Origin of the sequence: Rhodococcus sp. ARC_M12, assembly GCF_022810385.1 — a bacterium.
GTDB lineage: Bacteria > Actinomycetota > Actinomycetes > Mycobacteriales > Mycobacteriaceae > Rhodococcoides > Rhodococcoides navarretei.
In genome coordinates, this window is sequence record NZ_JALGQI010000015.1 from 90725 (window position 1) to 110784 (window position 20060).

15 protein-coding genes are annotated in these 20060 nt (G+C 65.1%); 2 read left to right on the plus strand and 13 right to left on the minus strand.

Annotated features, from left to right (window positions below; all coding sequences use genetic code 11):
• Positions 1–118: 118 nt before the first annotated feature.
• The 5 genes from MTX35_RS19045 to MTX35_RS19065 form a co-directional block, all read right to left on the minus strand.
• The gene (locus MTX35_RS19045; protein WP_243596528.1) at positions 119–1291 is read right to left on the minus strand and encodes a lipase family protein; all 1173 of its coding nucleotides are present in this window, start codon (positions 1289–1291) and stop codon (positions 119–121) included.
• 62 nt (positions 1292–1353) lie between these two features.
• Entirely contained in the window at positions 1354–3105 is a 1752-nt protein-coding gene (locus MTX35_RS19050) for a CocE/NonD family hydrolase (protein ID WP_243596454.1), read from the minus strand.
• Positions 3102–4310 carry a lipase family protein gene (locus tag MTX35_RS19055; RefSeq protein WP_243596455.1) on the minus strand — a complete coding sequence of 403 codons (1209 nt, stop codon included), beginning with the start codon at positions 4308–4310 and terminating at the stop codon, positions 3102–3104. The genes MTX35_RS19050 and MTX35_RS19055 overlap by 4 nt, the downstream gene beginning before the upstream one ends.
• 92 nt (positions 4311–4402) lie before the next feature.
• A complete protein-coding gene (locus tag MTX35_RS19060) occupies positions 4403–5854 on the minus strand; it encodes an MFS transporter (RefSeq protein WP_243596456.1) in 1452 nt (483 codons plus the stop codon).
• Positions 5851–7299 (minus strand): condensation domain-containing protein, encoded by a 1449-nt coding sequence (locus MTX35_RS19065; RefSeq protein WP_243596457.1) that lies wholly within the window; start codon positions 7297–7299, stop codon positions 5851–5853. Before MTX35_RS19065 ends, MTX35_RS19060 begins: the two co-directional genes overlap by 4 nt.
• Positions 7300–7559: 260 nt before the next feature.
• Here MTX35_RS19065 and MTX35_RS19070 point away from each other — a divergent pair, with 260 nt between their 5' ends.
• Positions 7560–8582: an alpha/beta hydrolase family protein gene (locus MTX35_RS19070; RefSeq protein ID WP_243596458.1), complete on the plus strand. Its 1023-nt coding sequence runs from the start codon at positions 7560–7562 to the stop codon at positions 8580–8582.
• Between the two features lie 36 nt (positions 8583–8618).
• Positions 8619–9584 (plus strand): glucosyl-3-phosphoglycerate synthase, encoded by a 966-nt coding sequence (locus MTX35_RS19075; protein WP_243596459.1) that lies wholly within the window; start codon positions 8619–8621, stop codon positions 9582–9584.
• 264 nt (positions 9585–9848) lie between these two features.
• On the opposite strand, the gene MTX35_RS19080 is transcribed toward MTX35_RS19075, so the two are convergent.
• From MTX35_RS19080 to mshA, 8 genes are all read right to left on the minus strand, one after another.
• On the minus strand, positions 9849–11438 hold the full coding sequence (locus tag MTX35_RS19080; RefSeq protein WP_243596460.1) for an AMP-binding protein: 1590 nt from the start codon (positions 11436–11438) through the stop codon (positions 9849–9851).
• A 99-nt stretch (positions 11439–11537) separates the two neighbouring features.
• A complete protein-coding gene (locus tag MTX35_RS19085; protein ID WP_243596461.1) occupies positions 11538–12806 on the minus strand; it encodes an ABC transporter permease in 1269 nt (422 codons plus the stop codon).
• Positions 12803–14023, minus strand: coding sequence for an ABC transporter permease (locus tag MTX35_RS19090; protein ID WP_243596462.1), 1221 nt, complete (start codon positions 14021–14023; stop codon positions 12803–12805). The genes MTX35_RS19085 and MTX35_RS19090 overlap by 4 nt, the downstream gene beginning before the upstream one ends.
• Entirely contained in the window at positions 14016–15518 is a 1503-nt protein-coding gene (locus MTX35_RS19095) for an ABC transporter ATP-binding protein (RefSeq protein WP_243596463.1), read from the minus strand. Before MTX35_RS19095 ends, MTX35_RS19090 begins: the two co-directional genes overlap by 8 nt.
• Before the next feature lie 3 nt (positions 15519–15521).
• On the minus strand, positions 15522–16613 hold the full coding sequence (locus tag MTX35_RS19100; RefSeq protein WP_243596464.1) for a BMP family protein: 1092 nt from the start codon (positions 16611–16613) through the stop codon (positions 15522–15524).
• A gap of 75 nt (positions 16614–16688) precedes the next feature.
• Positions 16689–18149, minus strand: a complete 1461-nt coding sequence (locus MTX35_RS19105) for a nucleobase:cation symporter-2 family protein (protein WP_243596465.1) — start codon at positions 18147–18149, stop codon at positions 16689–16691.
• 57 nt (positions 18150–18206) lie between these two features.
• Positions 18207–18695, minus strand: a complete 489-nt coding sequence (locus MTX35_RS19110; RefSeq protein WP_243596466.1) for a YbjN domain-containing protein — start codon at positions 18693–18695, stop codon at positions 18207–18209.
• Positions 18692–20020 carry a D-inositol-3-phosphate glycosyltransferase gene (mshA, locus tag MTX35_RS19115; protein ID WP_243596467.1) on the minus strand — a complete coding sequence of 443 codons (1329 nt, stop codon included), beginning with the start codon at positions 20018–20020 and terminating at the stop codon, positions 18692–18694. Before mshA ends, MTX35_RS19110 begins: the two co-directional genes overlap by 4 nt.
• Positions 20021–20060: the final 40 nt, after the last annotated feature.

Sequence of the window (20060 nt, forward strand, 5' to 3'; positions counted from 1 at the left end):
ATCGCCTGGGTTCCACGGCAACCTCACACCCCTGTTACCGACTGCGCGCCCCCGCTCACTTCGGAGCAGGGGCGCGCGGTCTGCACACTGGGTGTGAGGTCACGACGGGCGAAAGGCGTCAGCCACAATTCGACGGTGCCGGCTCACCTCGGAATCGGGCGTCCACGTAGGCGTAGGCCTCGGGCAGTCCGACGAGCGATCCGCTGAAGTGCTCCGCGAGTGGATACGCCCTGAACTGCACCGTGGCACCGGCTGCGCAGTATCGGTCGACCGTCTCCTTCATCGGCGCGAACGGGGTGATGAAGTCGTTGATTCCGTGCCAGATGTACACCGGGGCCGAGGGCACGCCCTCGTAGTCGACGAGACTGTTCTTCTTCAATACCGCCTGCGCCGAGGGCAGCGAGGCGATGTCGACGTTCGACAGGTCCCGGGCGCTCTTGAACGCTCCACCGATGATGATGGGGCGCCGGCATTCGTTGCTCACGCGATCTCGCAGCGCCAGGCCCGCCGCATTGAGGTTTTCCGAGACGGGGAACTCGGTCGGGTATTCACGTTCGAGTCCGAGCGATGCCGCCAGCGCCATTCCGAAGGCCGGGTGCGGAATCGCGCTGTAGCCCAGGTTCTTTGCGATCAACCCCAAGTCGGCGGGCGTTCCACCGTGCACGCTGGCCACGATGTTCAGCTCGGGGGCGTATGTGGGTGCCATCGCACCGGCCCACGATGTCGCCAGTGCACCTCCGGAGTAACCCAGCAGTGCAACGGGGCTGTCCTTCAGCGGTAACTGCTCGAAGTTCTGCACGGCCCGAACGCCGTCGAGCGTCAACCGACCTTCGTACTCGGCAGCGCCGTAGGCACCGGTCGGTCCGAGGTAATCCGGCACCGCAACCGCCCAACCGCGGGCCACCATTCCGAGGTACAGGCTCGGGGCTTCGCCGATCTCGTACGTGAAGAGACCATGCGACGGTGCACATTTGACGCCCAGGGCATTGATCACTGCCTGATACGACACGAGTGGCGTTCCCGCACCTCTACCGCGGGGCATCAGCACGGTGGTCACGGCGGCGACGGGGGCACCTGCGGAATTGGTCGACCGGTACTTGAGTTGCCAGATGTCGGTATTGGGATACATCCATGCGTCGGCCCGACGGCTGGCCAGGATGTCACCCGGCGCGTGATCGGCGATGTCGGCCGGTGCCGCGTAGAAGATGTCCGGATCGGGGATCGTCGGCGTGGGATCCGCCGAAGCTGTTGCGCCCGTTGCGAACAGGGACGCGCAGAGTGCCACCAGAATGGAGCCAAGGGCAAGAAGTTTTCGGATCACGGCGAGCCTTTCGGAGAAATCGAATCGAAGTGTCACGGCACTGTGGGCAACGAGAATTGGTTGATCGGATCCGCCGAGGAGACGGTCACGTCCGCTGGACCCGGCCCACCGGCGAAGGACGGATCCGACGCGGTGATCTCGACCCCGACGCGATGACCGCGGTCGAATCGATGAACGATGCTGGGCAGCGAGATCGTCACCGGGTCCCCAGATCCGGTGAGTACGGCCGGTGCGACGAGTCCGTGAATCGGGCTCCGCACACCGTTCGGTGCCACGTCGAGGACGGTGACGAAGACCGTCGCGGGACCGGACACCGTGGGACCGATGGACAACTCCGGTGAGCCGACCACGTCGACGGGTTCGGTGAGCGGCGCGGTTGTCCAGGACGCGGCAGAACCGGGTAGCGAGACCCGCGGCACAGGCAATTCGGCCGCGAGATTCGGGAGTCCGAACGTGGTGGGCATCGACGCACCTGCACCCCGAATCGTCTGCGTCCACGCATCATTCGTCGAATCACCCTCGGACAGCACTCCATTGGACAATCGGAACGCGCGGCGGGCACCGACGGGGAATGTCTCGGATTCGACGTAGGCCGGCGACGCGACGCCGGTGTAGGGCACCCAGTCCCGGAAATAGGTGAATGCCGGGCCCGGGTCGACGTCGCGATCTTTGAGGTGTCGGTCCAGCCAGTTGCCGACGAGGGCCGCCTCGTGCTGGGCGAACGGGTCGGGTGCCTTGATGTCGAACTCGCCCGGATAGCCCTTGCGATCGTTGTGACCCCACGAATGCCAGATCATCGACGTCTCCACCCCGCGCGACCGCAGCGCCTCGAAGGTAGCGGCGGCTTCGTCGAGGCCGAACAACGAATCCTTCTGCCCCTGGGCGAGCAGAACCGGAACGTCGACACGATCGAGATAGTCGACGGGTGAGACATGACGCATGGCCGCCAGAGTTGCCGGGCCCGGCTGCCGGTTCGCAGCAAAATCGAGTGCCGCGTCGCACACCCACTCGGCATAGTTCGGGCACCCCGCCGCCCGTGCCGGATCGGCGGCGTAACCGAGCGGACCGGTCAGGATCGCTCCGGCCGCCAGAAAGGCCGACCCGAACACGCTCTTGATCGGCCCCACCGGCCGTCGGCCGGTCGCCTCCGGTGCCAGCGAACGCGACAGGTCGTTCCAGGTGATCATCGACGCCACCGTGTCCAGTCGCGAATCCATCGATGCGGTCGCCAATCCTGTTGCGCCGGCGTAGGACCCACCGAGATACCCGACGCGGGGATCCTGCGGAGCATCGAGGCGAACCACATCGAGAGCGGGAGCTTCCGCAGACAGAGCAGCGTCGGTGAATACGCCGTCGTTGTCGCCGGCAAGGTAGCCGATCAGCGCCGACGCGGCCATGCCGTCGTAGTCGGGATCCGCGAAGTAGATCTTGCATGTCGAGCCACCGAAACCCAATGCGGAGTAGGACAGAACCACGTAGCCGTGAGTGGCGAATCTCGCCGCGGCACCCGATTGGTCGTCCTTGGACCCCCCGAACCCGTTGCTGGTCAGGATGGCCGGGGCGCGGCGCTCCGGTCCGAGCCCGGCCGGAACGTAGATGTCACCCACGACGGTGCAGTGCTGATCACGTTCGGGGCCCACTGCGACGTCGAAGTAGCGAGTCTGCACCGAGAAGTCGCCGAGCGACTGCGGTGCCAGCACCGGAAGTTCCGCTGCATGAGCAGGCGTGGTGGACACGACCAGAGCGGTGGTCGCAGCAACCACGGCACGTGCGAACAGTCTCATCGGATGCAGTTCGTCGGCGGTGCGACACCCCGAAACCTGTTGTCGAGGAACGTCAGAGCTGCCGGCAGTCCCTCGAATGCGGCCTGAATGTGCTGCGGAGCATGCACGACGTCGAACTGCAGGGTCGCCCCACTGGCGCAGTACCTCGCCGCGGTGTCACGCAATGCAGTGATCGGAATGAGCGGGTCGTTGTCGCTTCCCCACAGAAGCGTGGGTGCGGTGGGAACACCCGGATACCGCACCAAACTGTTCTCGTCGATGATCTGCTGCGCCTCCGGACTGTCCACCAGCGACGTCGTGGTGGAGACCGCCAGGGCGCTCTTGAAGGCTCCGGTCGCCAGGATCACCGGTGTGCACGCGTTCGAGACCTGATCCTTCAGCGCCAGGCCTGCGGGATTGAGCTGCGCGGTGATCGGCAGACGATCGGGGTATTCGCGTTCGAGGCCGAGAGCGGCAGCAAAGGCGAGCCCGAATGCCTGGTGCGGCTGGAAGCCGAGCGAGCGAGCGATGTTGTCCAGGTCCGCCGGAACACCACCGGCTGCGGCACCGACGATGTTCAGCTCGGGCGCATAGCTCGGAGCGAGCGCTGCAGCCCAGGCCGTCGCCATGCCACCACCGGAGTACCCGGCCATTCCTACCGGACCGGCCGACAGCCCGAGCTCGGGAACTCGCTGCGCGGCGCGAATACCGTCCAGCGTGATCTGACCACCCAGTTTTGCTGCGCCGTAAGCACTGTCGGGTCCGAGGTGGTCCGGCACCGCGACCGACCAACCTCGCATCAGTGCCAGGTTGAGAAACTCGCGCTCCTGAACACCGGTCGTCGGATCGGCACCGAACAGTGATTCCGACGGTGCGCACTGCAACCCGAGCGCGTTGACGAACGGCTGATAGGACAGCAGAGGGCCACCGGGTACGCGGTTCGCAGCTGCGAGGACGGTCGTCACCGCAGCGATCGCGTCGCCCCTGGAGTCGGACGAGCGATACTGGATCTGCCAGACGTCGGCTCCGGGATACAGCGGACTCGAAAATCGCCTGGTATCGAGGACGTCACCGTTGCTGGTTCCGGACAGATCCGGTACCGACGCGTACAGGGTGCCGGACACCGGTGTCGGACCGGTGGGCGCAGCCGACGCCTGAGGTGCACAGACGAGCAACATCGACATCAGCCCGACGACGAGCGTAGAGGTCACGAAGGTGCGAAGCATGGTGTAACTCTTCTCGATTTCGATCGGCCCGAACACCTGATTCGGGTGAAACAGTGGGTGATTGCGTTGTTGCTCAATTGTTTTCGGAGGCATCACGGTGCACCGGCGGAGACCATCGATGGGTCGCGGTCGGCAGGCCTGCGATCGCCTCGCGGTAGAGCGGCCGCGATCATCGTGGCCACCACCATGGTCGCGGCCAGACCGAACAGCACCGTCCGCTGCGACGCCAGGTAGTCGGCAGCGACCGGCTCCGAGGGAAGCAGAGCGAAGTACACGGCACCGGTCGTTGCGGTTCCCACCGCCGATCCCACTTGTTGGACGGTCGGCAGAATTCCCGAAGCCGAGCCGAGCGAGTGCGGCTCGACCCCAGCGACGATGGTGCTCTGCAGCGGTGCGATCACCGAGCCCAAGCCCGCACCGACCAGAATCAGAGGGATCGCCATCCACCAGGAAAAGCCGGCTCGATCGAGGTAATCCGTGGTGACGCCGAGGACGAACAGCGATATCCCCATCGCCGCCGCGCCCGCCGCCACGACCCGAGAATCCCAGCGCCGGAACGACACCGGCGCGGCCACGGACGCGACGACGGCCCCGAGCGCGAAGGGGACGGTGATCGCTCCCACCGTCGACGCGCTGTTCCCCAGGCCGGTCTGCAGAGTCACCGACATCGTCAGGATGAATCCGGTGAACGTGCCGTACACGAGAGCCGAGACGGTGCAGCCCAACGAGAATCCGCGCTCACCGAATACGCCGATGTTCACCATGACGTGCGCTCCGGCTGCCCGTCGTCGCCGTTCCCACACCGTGAATCCCGTCAGTGTTGCCAGACCGAGCACCACGGCGGGTAGAGCAGCAAAGAAGCTCGAACTCGCCATGACGGGATAGACGATCAGCAGTGCGCCGATCGACCACAGGGCAGCACCGACGGGGTCGAACCGCCCACCGCTACCGACTCGAACATGCTCGGAACCCGGGGAGACGAACCGTCGGCCGATCGCAACAGCGGCCAGAGCGATCGGCGCGTTGATCAGAAATAGTGCGCGCCAGCCCGTTCCGAAGATGTCGAGGTGCAGCAGCAGTGCGCAGATGGACGGTCCGGCGAGTCCGGCCAGCCCCGCGGTGCCGCCGTACAGCGCGAACGCGATGGTGCGCCTGGTGCCGGAGTACGCGGCGGTCACGATCGCCACCGTCTGAGCCGACATCGCCGCTCCGGCAAGCCCTTGCAGCACGCGACCGAGGACGAGCAACTCGACGGTGGGCGCGTACGCGCAGAGCATCGATGTCACCGCGAACAGTGCAGTCCCGGTGACGAACACGGTTCTGCGCCCGAACACCTCCCCCACCCGGGCCATCGTCAGGAGCGCGCATGCGAACGCGAGTAGGTACGCCGTCGGAATCCAGACCTGCTGTGCGCCCGATGCATCCAGATCACGACCGATCGACGGCAACGCCACGGTGACGGCGGTGACGTCGATCATCTGCATCGTGACCGCCAGCAGACATGCGCCGAGCGTGAGCCACGAACCGCGGCGCGGGTGCGTCATACCCTGCTGACGTCCGGGAGCTCGTGCGTGAACACGCTCGCGATCTGCGGCGTGTAGTCGCCCGATTCGACGACGGCCGTGAAGATCTCGGCGATCTTCGAGAAGTACAGGTCGATCGATCGGTCGGCCTCGTCGGTGCCGGGGTAGAGGAACTCGACACCCGTGTGGTCCTCGAAGCGGTTGATCCACATGAAGACTTCCTCGGAGCTGCCGCGGTTTCCGTACAGACCGGCCCCGGCCGCATCCAGTTCGGCTTCCCCGGGAAGCTTACGAACGTCCACGTAGGAGATCATCGGTGCAGTCCAACCGGGCTGCGTCGTGATCCCGTGCTCCGGCTGCGCCAGTTCGAGTACCCGGTGGTACGAGGTGTTCGCGAGCAGCTTGCCGGAGTCGAACGCCTGTTGCGCGAGGACTGCGAGGGTCAGAAACGTCGGCTGCGCGCCGAGATCGAAACGCACGGGAATCAGGCTCGAGTACCACCCGATGGACGCGAATTCACCTGGCGTCGACCGCGTGCTCTTGGGCGTCAGGCCCAGGTAGCTGCTCCGGCCGGCCAGCTCGTACTCCGCCAGGGCTGCTGCGGCGAAGATGCCGCCGATGAACTTGACTCCCACGGCTGCACACGCCTCGTCCACGGCCCGCGCCCTCGCGCCGTCGAACAGCGGGAACGAGCTGTGAGACGTTCGTGTGTAGTCGACACTGCTGCGCCCCAACGGGAGTGGGAACGTCGGAAGATCTCCACCGTTGTCGGTGACCAGGTCGATCCAGGTCTGGACCGCAGGACTGTCGAGGGTTGTGGCGTCGCTCTCCAGCCGTTCGCGCCGGCAGTACTCGAGATAGCTGCCGGGGGTGAACAGTCCGTCGGACTCCCCCGTCACCGCGTTGCGGTAGAGCTGGCGCAGTTCGTAGTACGTCAGCGCCTGCGAGATGCCGTCGGTGTCGAGATGGTCGACGGCGGCGTACACCACGAAGTGGTCGTCGTGCTCGATCGTCCCGAAGGAGAAGCAATCCCAGCTGTCGGGGCCGGGCGTGCTGTCCTGCACATGACGCCGAATGGCCTCGGAGTCCGAGGGTACTCCGAAATCGGTTGGCTCGAGCGCGATGTCGGCGGCATCGACGAGGTGGCGCGTCGAACCCTCGGCCGTCGTGGAGAACCAGCTGCAGAAGGAATCGTGTCGGGTGACGAACGTATTGAACGCCTGGCCCATCGCCGAGCGGTCCAGTGCGCCTTCGATTCGGAACGTCACCAGGCACAACCGGGAGAAGCGGAACGACGACCCCCGGTTGCGGTAGGCAGCTTCCAGGTACGCCTGCTGGATGTGCGAGGGGGGTGCCGGGTGGGCGGGCGCAGCCGCGGCGGCAGCTCGTGAGGCGACGGTGGGCGACCACGTGGTGAGCGGTCCTGGAGCCGGCTTCCACTCGTCGATGAGTCCGAATGCGACCACGACACAACCTTTCGAAGGAGACAGAGCGATCCGACACGGTGAAGTGCGTCGGAGGAGTCAGTGCATCATTCGAGCCGAATCGAAGAAACCCCGTCGACGGGCATTCTGGAAAATCGACAACAATTCGCGAGATATCTGTGTCAGAAATGAAGGATCGTCAGCATTGTTGTCGATCGCAGTGATTCGCTCTACCGTCGGTGACACATCGCGCCCGCCGTATCCCGTGCTGGGCGCTGCTCCCTCGATGTCAGGAACGGTTGATGCGCAGTCGATTTCGCCTTCGTCAGGCGACGGTGTCGACTCTCGGCGTGCTCGTGACCGTCGTCGTGCTCATGTCGGGCTCAGCCACTGTGGCCACGGCAGGCCCGGAGTCGTCGATCGTCGCCGTCGACAGCGCCGGTGTGCGCCGCGACGTCGTGCAGGTTCACTCCGCGGCGATGGACCGCGAGATCACCATCGACGTGTTCCGGGCAGACGCGTCCGGTGCGCCCACCCTCTACCTGCTCAACGGTGCCGCCGGCGGAGACGGCGGAAGCAGTTGGTTCGATCAGACCGACATCGCCGGATTCTTCGGAGCCAAGAACGTCAACGTCGTGGTGCCGCGGGGTGGTGCCGCCAGCTACTACACCGACTGGTTGCGAGACGACCCGGTTCTGGGCCGAAACAAGTGGTCCACGTTTCTCGGTCTCGAACTTCCACCACTGATGAACACGCTGCTCGACGGCAACGGTGTCAATTCGGTCGCCGGTATCTCGATGGCCGGAACGTCGGTACTTCAGCTCGCGATCGCTCATCCTTCGGTGTACCGCTCGGTCTCCTCGTTCAGCGGTTGCGCGCGCACCAGCGACCCGGTCGGTGCGATGTATGTCAGATCCGTTGTCGAAGCCCGCGGCGGTGGATCGACCACGAACATGTGGGGGCCTCCCGGCAGTGACGGCTGGGCGGCCAACGACCCCTACGTCCATGCAGAGGGACTGCGCGGCATCGCCGTCTACATATCGAGCGGAACGGGAGCTCCGGGCGCATTCGACGTGCCCGGTGGCCCCGGCATCGGCAGCGACTACGGCAAGCTCGCGCAGCAGCTGGCCGTCGGCGCGGTCATCGAGGCGACCACGGACAACTGTTCCCGCCAGATGCAGCAACGGTTACAGGAGCTGAACATCGCGGCCACCTACAACTTTCGACCCACCGGAACCCACTCATGGGGCTACTGGGAACAGGATCTGCACGACGCGTGGTCGGTGATCGCGCCATCCATGGACCTGCCGACGGGCACCCGCTGAATCCGTGACGTATCGCGCGACAACGAAGGAAACTCGATGAACCGATTCGACGCTGTCGGCACACCCGCCCTTGCCGCCACCTGGGTCCGACCTCCGTGGCCGCTCGCGGACCTCGTTCGGGCCAAGCGTGGTCGGACGGTATCCGTGGTGCTTCCGGCGCTCGACGAGGAGGACACCGTCGCCTGCGTCATCTCGTCGATGACTCCGCATCTGGGCAGCCTGATCGACGAGTTGGTCGTACTGGATTCGGGGTCGTCCGATCGCACAGCGCAACGAGCGCGCAGCGCCGGTGCCACCGTGGTGTCCAGGGAGGAGGCGCTCCCGGGCGTACCCGTCGTTCGCGGCAAGGGTGAAGTCCTGTGGCGAGGAGTGGCGGCCACCTCGGGCGACATCGTGGTGTTCGTGGATTCCGATCTGGTGGAGCCGGGTTCGCACTTCGTTCCCGCGTTGGTCGGCCCGTTGCTGATGACAGAGGACATCGAGCTGGTGAAGGGGTTCTACCGCCGTCCACTGACGATCGGCGACAGCACCGACGAGGACGGTGGCGGCCGAGTCACTCAGCTGACGGTGCGGCCCCTGTTGACCGCGCTGGTTCCGGAACTCGCGGGAGTGTTCCAACCGCTGGGCGGCGAATACGCCGCTAGCAGGCAACTGTTGGAATCCCTCCGGTTCGCCCCCGGCTACGGTGTCGAAATCGGTCTGCTACTGGACACCTACCACCGCCTCGGCGCGGCCGCGATCGGACAGATCGGCCTCGGGACCCGTCGGCACCGAAACCGGCCGACCTCCGAACTTGCTGTCATGAGCCGCCAGATCATCGCCACGATGTTCTCGCGGTTGGGCCTGCACGACTCGGGTGCCGGATTCACCACGTTCGCAACAGCCGGAAATCAACTCTCTACGACCGTCGCACCGCTCTCACTCGTCGACCGGCCACCGTTGATCACCCTGGAGAAGTACGCCAGCGCCATTCGACACCACGCGATGAGCCAGCCCTTCTGACACGGTCGGGACACCAGCTGTGAGGTTCGGACCTACTCCCCACAGCTGAGTCCACTCCGATTCGGGCTCCGTGTCGTGGTGGGCAGCGCGGCTGACCGCCGATGTGCACAGGAACCTCACACCCCCACTGTCGACCGCGCGCCCGTATTCGCCTCTGATCAAGGCCGCGCGGTCGGGAAAAAGGGTGTGAGGTTCCCGAACCGCACACGAAAAACACCCCGCCCCACTCAGTGTGGGACGGGGTGTTGTCGTGCAAACGGAGTGTTACTTTCCGGTCTCCGCGGCCCGCAGGTCCTTACGCAGAATCTTGCCCGCTGCAGACTTCGGCACGATGTCGATGAACTCGACGCGTCGCACCTTCTTGTGCGGCGACACGCGCTCGGCGACGAAGGCGATGATGCCTTCCTCGTCGATGGTGGCACCCTGCTGGCGGACGACGAATGCCTTGGGGATTTCCTCGCCCTCGTCGTCGAGCACACCGATGACGGCGGCGTCGGCGACCTCTTCGTGCGTGAGCAGCAGTGCTTCGAGCTCGGCCGGGGGCACCTGGTACCCCTTGTACTTGATCAGTTCCTTGAGGCGGTCGACGATGTAGACGACACCCTCGGGATCGACGACGGCGATGTCGCCGGTGTGCAGGTAACCGTCGGAGTCCAGGGTTTCCGCGGTGGCGGTGGGGTTGTTCAGGTACCCGACCATCACGTTCGGTCCCTTGACCCACAGCTCGCCCGGCTCGCTCAATCCCTCTGTGGGCAGGTCGATCTCGTTGCCGGTACCCGGGTCGACGAGCTTGTTCTCGGTGTTCGCCAGCGGCTGGCCGACCGAGCTGAGCCGCATGTCGTCGCGATCGAACGGGATGGCGTGGCTGACGGGGCTGAGCTCGCTCATGCCGTAGCCCTGACGCACCCGTGTGTTCAGACGCTTGGCGACGGCCTTGCCCAGTTCCTCGTCCAACGGTGCGGCACCCGAGAAGACGGTGTGCACGCTGGACAGGTCGTATTCGTCGATCATCGGATGCTTGGCGAGCGCGACGGCCACCGGCGGTGCGATGAACAGGTAGGTCAGCTTCTGATCCTGAATGATCCGCAGGAATTCGACGAGATCGAACTTCGGCATCGTCACCAGGTGCGCACGCAGCTTCAGAGCGATGTTGAGCAGCACGGTCAGGCCGTAGATGTGGAAGAACGGCAGCAGCGCCAGAATGGCGTCGTCGCTGTCGATACCCACGCGCGGTTCCATCTGTGCCACGTTCGCGACGAGGTTGCGGTGGGTGAGGATGACGCCCTTCGGCACACCCGTCGTGCCGGACGAGTACGGCAGCACTGCGACGTGCGTGGCCGGATCGAACGAGACCTCGGGGGCAGGCGCACCCTGGGTGAGCAGATCGCGCAGGTTGGGGTGGCCCTCGGCACCGTCGAGCACGATCACGTGATCGGCGTCGATGCCGACCTTCTCCGCGGCTGCCTTGGCCTGCGGGTACAGCGGCGAGACGGTGAACAGGAACTTCGCGCCCGAGCCGGTGAGCTGCTTGGCGATGTCCTCGGCGGTGTACAGCGCGTTGATCGTCGTGGCGGTTCCGCCTGCGCGCAGGATGCCGTGCAGCACGGACGCGAACGCGGGCACGTTCGGCGAGTGGAGTCCGACGACGTCACCGACCTCGAGTCCACGCGCAGCCAGAGCACCTGCGATCGCGTCGATCTGACCGATCAGCGTCTTGTAGGTGGTGACGTCACCCGAGGTGCCGTCGATCAGTGCAGGCTTGTCGAGGTCGGACTCGGCGATGGAGCCGAACAGGAAGTCGTAGACGCTGAGTTCGGGAATCTCGACATCGGGAAAGGGACTGCGGAAGCTCATGGCTCTCCTTCGAAAAACTGCGGCAACAATGACCGAACCCTACAGTGAAAGCGGTCACAACGGACAGCGACCCTACCGGTGAGTCAGGTAGCGCGGGCGCTAACTTCGGGACGCATACGGTTTGCCCGCCGCGGCCGGCCCTCGGACGTGGCCCACCAGGCCCGCAACGGCGAAAATGGTCACCACGTACGGCAACATCAGCATGAACTCACTGGGGACCGGAGACCCGATGATGCCCAGCACGTTCTGCAGATTCGACGCGAATCCGAAGAGCAGCGCGGCCAGCGTCGCGCGTACCGGATCCCAGCGACCGAAGATCACGGCGGCGAGAGCGATGTAGCCGGCACCGGCCGTCATCTCCTTGCCGAACGCTCCGACCGAGCCGAGCGTGAAGTACGCGCCACCGAGTCCGGCGATGGCACCGGCGAGGCAGACGTTCCAGAATCGCGTGCGGGCGACGTTGATTCCGACGGTGTCGGCAGCTTGCGGATGCTCGCCCACGGCACGCAGTCGCAGACCCCACTTGGTGTGGAACAGTCCGAAGAACACGAGCGCGACGGCGATGTACATCAGGTACACGATCAGCGTCTGCCGGAACAGCACCGGACCGAGAATCGGAATCTGCGAGAGCACCGGAATGTCGATGCGCGCGAAGCGCGGTGGTGAGTTCAGCGTCTCGGCGTTCTTGGTGAGCACCACCGAATACAGGAAGCTCGTCAGTCCGACGACCAGCACGTTGAGCACCACACCGACAATGACCTGATTGACGAAGTAGCGGATCGAGAACACCGCCAACAGGGACGCTGTCAACGCGCCCGCGACCAGGGCGGCGAGAAGCGCGACGTAGGCGGAGCCGGTGATCGACGCGACGACGGCGCTGACGAAAGCACCCGCGAGCAACTGTCCTTCGATGGCGATGTTGATGACGCCGACGCGTTCGGAGATCACGCCGCCCATGGCTCCGAAGATCAACGGGGTGCTCAGCGCGACTGCCCCGATGAGCAACCCGGGAACGGGGATGGTTTCGCCGTCCGCCGCCCAGGCCAGGAATCCGAACACGAACAGCACGGCGAACACTGCCGACAGCCACAGGGGCGTCGAGCGGTACTGCGAGGCCAGCAGCGACGAGTAAGCGGTGACGACGGCCAGCAGTACGACCACGACGAGACCGGTGCCGTACGACGGCACACCCACAGCAGGCAGCGCGAAGAAGTCGTCCTCCGACGCCAGCGCGAATGTGCTTGTCCCCGAGCCCTTGTTGACGACGAACAGCACCAGAGCGAGCAGTGTCGCGACCCCGAGAATCGACGGGGCCTTCCAGCTGCGACCGAGTACCGCCCCGGCGGGGGCGTCGACGGAGGTGGTCACAGTGCACCCACCTTCGCGGTCTCGGCCTTCGCGAGTTTCTCTTCACCGGGTTTGGGCAATCGGAACACGGCTCGGACCAGGGGCGGCGCAGCGATGAACAGCACGATCACCGACTGCACGACGAGCACGATGTCGATGGGTACGCCTTCGGCTGCCTGCATGGCGAACCCGCCGGCCTTGAACGCGCCGAACAGGATTCCCGCGAAGAACACACCCCACGGTTTCGATCGGCCGAGCAACGCGACGGTGATGGCGTCGAATCCGATGCCGGCATCGATGTCGGCACTGAAGCCGGTGGTGACGGTGCCCAGCACCTGCGCCACTCCGGCCAAGCCGACCAGGGCACCCGAGAGGATCATCGCGTACAGGTAGATCCGGTTGACGTTCATGCCTGCGACGCGCGACGCGTGTGGATTCTCGCCGACGGCGCGGAAGCGGAATCCGAGACTCGATCGCTCGAGCAGCCACCACACCGCGATCGTCACGAAGATCACCAGCACGAATCCGAGGTGCAGGCTGTAGCGGTCACCGAAGAGCTTGGGAAACACCGCAGTCGACGCGATGGGCGCGGTCTTGGGATTGTTCGATCCCGGTGCCTGCAGCGCGCCGGGGGTACGCAGCAGATACGCGACGAGATAGAACGCGATGTAGTTGAGCATGATGGTGACGATTACCTCGTGAGCGCCGGTGCGCGCCTTGAGGAATCCGGCGATGCCACCCCACACCGCGCCGCCGAGGACACCGGCGAGAACGGCGACCAGCAGGTGAATGCCGGCCGGCAGGTTCACCCCGAAACCGACCCAGCCTGCGCATGCTGCGGCGATCAGCATCTGACCGCGACCACCGATGTTGAACATACCGACGCGAAAGGCCAGTGCCACACCGAGTCCCGCGACGATCAGCGGGGTCGCGAACGTCAGCGTCTCCATCAACGGCCTGATGCCGTTCTCGAATCCGGGGCGACGGAAGTTGTACACCGAACCCTGGAACAACGAGGAGTACGCCCCGGCAACGGAATCCCAGATCGCCGTCAACATGTCCGAGGGACGGGAGAAGAAGTACCCGGCCGATTCCTGCACGCCCGAGTTGGTGGCTGCGATGAGCACCGCACCGACGATCAGCGCGAGCAGTACCGCGAGAACCGAGATGATGGCGCTTCCGGTGAAGATCTGCCGCAACACGACATGAGATTTCGAGGGCTGCTGGGCCTCACTCACCGCGCTCACCGCCCATCATCAATCCGAGTGTTTCGCGGGACGTATCCCCGGGGACGATTCCCACGATTGCTCCTCGATACATGACGGCGATGCGGTCGGCCAGTGCGGCCACCTCATCCAGTTCGCTCGACACCACGATGACCGGGATCCCCGAATCCCGGGTGGCGACGATGCGCTTGTGCACGAATTCGATGGACCCGACGTCGATTCCGCGAGTCGGCTGCGCAGCGACGAACAGCCGCAGATCACGGCTCAGTTCTCGCGCGAGCACCACCTTCTGCTGGTTGCCGCCGGACAACCGTCCGACCGCGGTGCCGATCCCTGGTGCGCGAACGTCGAATTCACTGAGCTTCTCCGCCGCGAACTGACTGAGATACTCACGTTGCACCGCGCCGCGCCGCACGAACGGCATGCTGTTGGAGCGATCGAGCATGAGGTTCTCGGCGATGGAGAACTCGCCCACCAGGCCGTCGACGGTGCGATCCTCGGGCACAAAACCGACGCCTGCGTCGAGCACGTCCTGCACCGTCGCCCCGACGAGCGAATTGCCGTCGAGGCTGATCGTGCCGGTTACGTTGCCCTGCAACCCGAGTAGGGCTTCGACCAATTCGGTCTGACCGTTGCCCTGCACCCCGGCGATGGCAAGGATCTCTCCCGCCGCGACCTCGAGGCTGACGTCGTCGACGGTCTTGTTGCCCTGGGCGTCGAACACCGACAGGTTCTCGACCACCAACGCCGCAGCACCGGGCGTGGCCGGGTCCTTCGAAACGGTCAGCTGCACATCTCGTCCCACCATCAACGCAGCGAGCTCGGTGTTGCTGGCGGTCGGCTTCGCTTCGCCGACGACCTTGCCGAGCCGGATGACGGTGATCTTGTCGGCTACTTCGCGCACTTCGCGCAGCTTGTGGGTGATGAACACAATCGTGGTGCCCGACGCCGCGAGTTCCCGCATGATCCGCATCAGATCGTCGGTTTCCTGCGGCGTCAGGACGGCGGTGGGCTCGTCGAACACGAGCACCTTCGCCTCACGAGAGAGTGCTTTGACGATCTCGACCCGCTGCTGCACGCCGACGGGAAGATCGTCGACGAGGGCATCGGGATCGAGATCGAAGCCGAACCTCGCGGAGATCTCGCGCACCAGCTTCCGCGCTGCCACGAGGTCGAGTCGTCCACCGAGCGAGGTGGTTTCGTTACCGAGCACGATGTTCTCGGCCACGGTGAACACCGGAATCAGCATGAAGTGCTGATGCACCATGCCGATTCCGGCGGTCATGGCCTCGCCCGGTCCGGCGAAGTTCTGCTCGACGTCGTCGAGCAGGATCTGGCCCTCCTCGGCGCGATACAGGCCACTGAGCACGTTCATCAACGTGGACTTGCCTGCACCGTTCTCGCCGAGGAGGCAGTGGATCTCGCCGGATTCGACGCTCAGATCGATATGGTCGTTGGCGATCAACGAACCGAATCGTTTGGTGATTCCGCGAAGTTCGAGCTTCATGAACTACTTGGGTGCAGACGGCGACTCGACGGTGATGGACCCGTCGATGATGCCGGCCTTGATCGTGTCCAGCTCGCCCTGCAGTGCGGGGTCGACCTCGGACTCGAAATCGTGGAACGGTGCGATACCGACTCCGTCGTTCTCGAGCGTGCCCACGTAGGGAGTGTTGTCGAACGCATCGGCACCGGAGTTGGCGACGACCTCGTCGACGCTGGTCTTGAGGCCCTTGGTCACCGAGGTGAGCAACAGGTCACCGACCGAGGGGTCGGATTCGAAGACGTCGGCGTCGGCACCGATGAGCGCGACGGGACGCGAGGAGTCGCGAATGGCCTGTGCCGCACTCTGATAGATGGGACCGCCGACCGGGAAGATGACGTCCGCGTTCTGGTCGATCAGACCCTGGGCGGTGTTCTTCGCGACCTCGTTCGCGGTGAATCCACCGGTGAACGAGCCGTTCTGCGAGGGCACGTCCCAACCGATGACGCGGACTTCCTCGCCCTTCTGCTCGTTGAAGTAGTTCACGCCGTCGGCGAAGCCGTCCATGAAGATGGTGACGGTCGGCAGCTGCGATCCACCGAACGTGCCGACCACACCGGTGGTGCTGTAGCTCGCGGCCGCGTAGCCGGCGAGGAATGCGGACTGCGACGCGTCGTAGGTCAGCGGTTTGACGTTCGGCAGGTCGATCGAGGAGTCGTCGATGATCGCGAAGTCGATGTCGGAGTTGGCCTCGGCGGCCACCTTGGTGGCGTCGGCCAGATCGAATCCGACGGTGACGATGAGGTTGCAGCCCTGATCGACGAGGTTGTTGATGTTGGGGCCGTAGTCGGTCGGCGATGCGGACTCCACGGTGCGTGGCTCGACGCCGAGCTCTTCGGAGGCCTCGGTCAATCCCTCGAATCCGAGCTGGTTGAACGACTTGTCGTCGAATCCGCCACTGTCGGAGACCATGCAGGGCAGGAAGTCACTCGATCCGCCTCCGCCCGATCCTTCGTCTTCGGGAGCAGATCCACAGCCTGCGATCAGGGCGATGGCACCGAGCGACGCGACGCCGCCGAGTGCTGCCTTCCGCGTGCTCGTGCGGGTGACGAATGACAAGATGTCCTCCAATTTAGATGTGTTTCTTCTGGTCCGGGACGGTACTCGTGCGCGCGGGGGCGCGCAGGATTTCACTCAGGCATCCTTGTCGGGCACAGCCTTGTCGGGCACAGCCTCTTCGGGCACAGCCTTGTGGGGCAAGGTTCCGCCTTCGCCGAGCACCTTCGCTTCGTCCTCACGCACCATCACTGCGGGGCCCGCTGCCACCACCGATGGGTTCGATGGCGTACCGGGCTTGACTACGTTGAAGAATACGTTGAGCACCACCGCGACGATGCTGGCGGCACTGATTCCGGAGTGGAAGATCGTCACGAACCAGTCCGGGAATTCGTCCCAGAAGTCGCTCGCGACAACAGGTATGAGGCCGAACGCCAAGGTCACCGCCACGATAACGACGTTGGTGTTGTTGTCGTAGTCCACTTTGCCGAGGGTGCGGATACCGCTGGCGGCGACGGTTCCGAACAGTGCGATTCCCGCACCGCCGAGAACCGGAAGCGGGACGACCCCGACGACGGCCGCGAGGATCGGTGAAAGGCCCAGTAGCGCAAGCACGCCGCCGCCCACCGCGACGACGAAGCGGCTCTTGATGCCGGTCATCGCGACCAGGCCGACGTTCTGGGCGAAGGCCGTGGCCGGGAAGGTGTTGAAGATCGGGGCGACGGCGGAGGACACCATGTCGGCACGCAGGCCGTCACCGACACGCTTGGAGTCGACGTCGGTTCCGACCACTTCGCCGACGGCGAGGATGTCGGCGGTGGTCTCGACCATGATCACCAGGATGACGATGGTCATCGACACGATCGCGCCGACGGCGAATATCGGTGACCCGAAGGCGAAGGGTGTCGGGACGGCCACCACGGACGCGTCGGCGACGCCGCCGAAGTCGGTCTTGCCGACGATCAGTGCCGCGATGGTGCCGACGACCAGTCCGAGCAGGATCGACAACCGCGACAGCCCGGGGATCTTGGTCATCACCAGCACGGCGAGGAGGGTGAACATCGCCAGCCCGATGTTGCCGGGGTCCAGATAGTTCGGGTTCGGCGCACCGCCCACCATCTCCTGGCCGGTGATCCAGCGTGCCGCCACCGGCATCAACGACAGCCCGATGACGGTGATGATGCATCCGGTCACCAACGGCGGGAAGAACCGAACGATCTTCGAGAAGAACGGGGCGATCGCCAAACCGATCAGCGCGGCCACCAGAACGGCACCGAGCACGGTGCGCAGTCCGGTCCGTCCGTCCTCGGCACTGCCGATGATCGTGAGAACCGTCGACACCGACGCAAACGAAATGCCCTGCACCAACGGCAGTTGCGAGCCGAAGAACGGGACGCCGATCGTTTGCAACACAGTTGCCACGCCGCTGACGAACAGCGCGCACGAGATCAACAGAGCCTGATCGGCCCCGGAGAGTCCGGCAGCTCCCCCGACGATGATGGGAACGGCGATGACGCCACCGAACATCGAGAGAATGTGTTGCAGGCCGTAGCCGAACATCTGTAGCACCGGTGGGCGAGCGTCCTCTGGCCTGGTCATTGCTTCAGGCTAGGAACCGGACGTTACCGACAGCCGCTCCGACCCATTTCGAGCGAGTTACGCTTCCCGCTTGTCCACCAGGTGCTCGAATGCCTTCAGGTTCGCCAACGATTCGCCGCGCGAGACGCGCCACGCCCATTCGCGTTTGATGGACTCGGCGAATCCCAATTCGAGCAGCACGTTGAAGTCGCCGTCGGCGGCCTCCAGTGTCTGCCCCAGGACGCGATCGAGTTCGTCACCGTTGACGGCGTGCAACGACATTCGGCCCACGAGGTAGATGTCCCCGACCTTGTCGATCGTGTAGTGAACCCCGTAGAGGCGACGGTTGCGTCGCAGCAGGTACTTGTAGACGCCCTCGAAGTTCTCGTCGGGCTTGCGGCAGACGAACGCCTCGATGCGGACTCCGTGATGCCCGACGGTCAGCATCGTCGTCGTCTTGAGCTTGCGTTCCCCCGGCAGTTCGACGGTGAACACGTCGCCGCGCCGGGTGTAGTCCAGCTCGCGTTCCTTCAGTGCCCGGTCGATCAGTTCGGCGGTCTCGCTCATGCAGTCACAGCTCCTGATCTGCGTAGTTTCGACAATCCTCGGACGCGTCGCGGAGAGAACTCGCTCGGCCCCTCGCCTCGATCGAAGTGAAACTTCGCCTGCCGGTAGCTCTCGATGAGCCCGTCGGCGGTGTGCTCCCACGAGAAGTTGCGGGCATGCCGCGGTGCAGCGGTCGCCATGTCGGCCAATGCAGCTCGATCCGAGAACATGCCCGCGAGAGCATCCGCCCAATCCTCGGTGCGGTGGCCCTGCACCAGCCGTCCGGTCTCGCCCGATCGCACCGCCACGCCGAGTCCGCCGACGTCGGCGGCCAGGACCGGAGTTCCGCAGGCCTGGGCTTCGATCGCGACCAGGCCGAACGATTCGTTGTAGCTCGGCACGGCGACGATGTCCGCGGCGCGGTAGACCTGCGCGAGGCGCGCCGACGGTTGCGGCGGCATGAACGTCACGTGCGGGGTGATTCCCAGGCCCTCGGCCAGATCGATGAGGCTGTCGGGTCGGTCCAATCCGCTGCCCGACGGCCCGCCGACGATGAGGACGCGCAGTGGAGTCGTCGGATTGCGCTGCAGCACTTCGGCAGCCGCGGCGATCAGCACATCGGGGGCCTTGAGCGGTTGGATACGTCCGACGAAGGCCACGATCGACTCGTCGGGATTCAACCCCAGTTCGGCACGCGCCGCGCGCTTGTCTCCCGGATTGTATTGCGCCAGATCGGCTCCCGGCGCAACCACGTCGATCGAACTCTGCTGCGCCCCGTAGATCTCGACGAGAGACTTCGCTTCCTCGGTGGTGTTGGCGATCAGCCGGTCCGCCTCGGCCACCACTTGCTGCTCACCGATCTGACGCGCGGCGGGCTCGGGCGAGTCGCCCTGCGCCAGAGACGCGTTCTTGACGGCAGCGAGCGTGTGCGCGGTGTGCACCAGCGGCACTCCCCAGCGATCGCGTGCCAGCCAGCCGACCTGACCCGAGAGCCAGTAGTGCGAGTGCACCAGGTCGTAGTAGCCGGGTTCGTGCCGAGCTTCCTCGCGCAGCACCCCGGCTGCGAATGCGCACAACTGAGTGGGCAGGTCGTGCTTGTCCAACCCCTCGAACGGGCCGGCGACAATGTTGCGCACCAGCACGCCGGGAGCTGCCTCTACGACGGGAGCGTCGGTGGACGCCGTCGCGCGCGTGAAGATCTCGACCTCCACGCCCCGCTTGGCCAGCTCTTTCGCGCTCTGCAGCACGTAGACGTTCATGCCGCCCGCATCGCCCGTTCCCGGCTGCGCCAGCGGGGAGGTATGCAAGGACAACACAGCGACCCTGTTCAGCTGGCGTCCAGTCACTTCTTCAGTGTGCACGCCTCCACATTACGTCTCGATAACT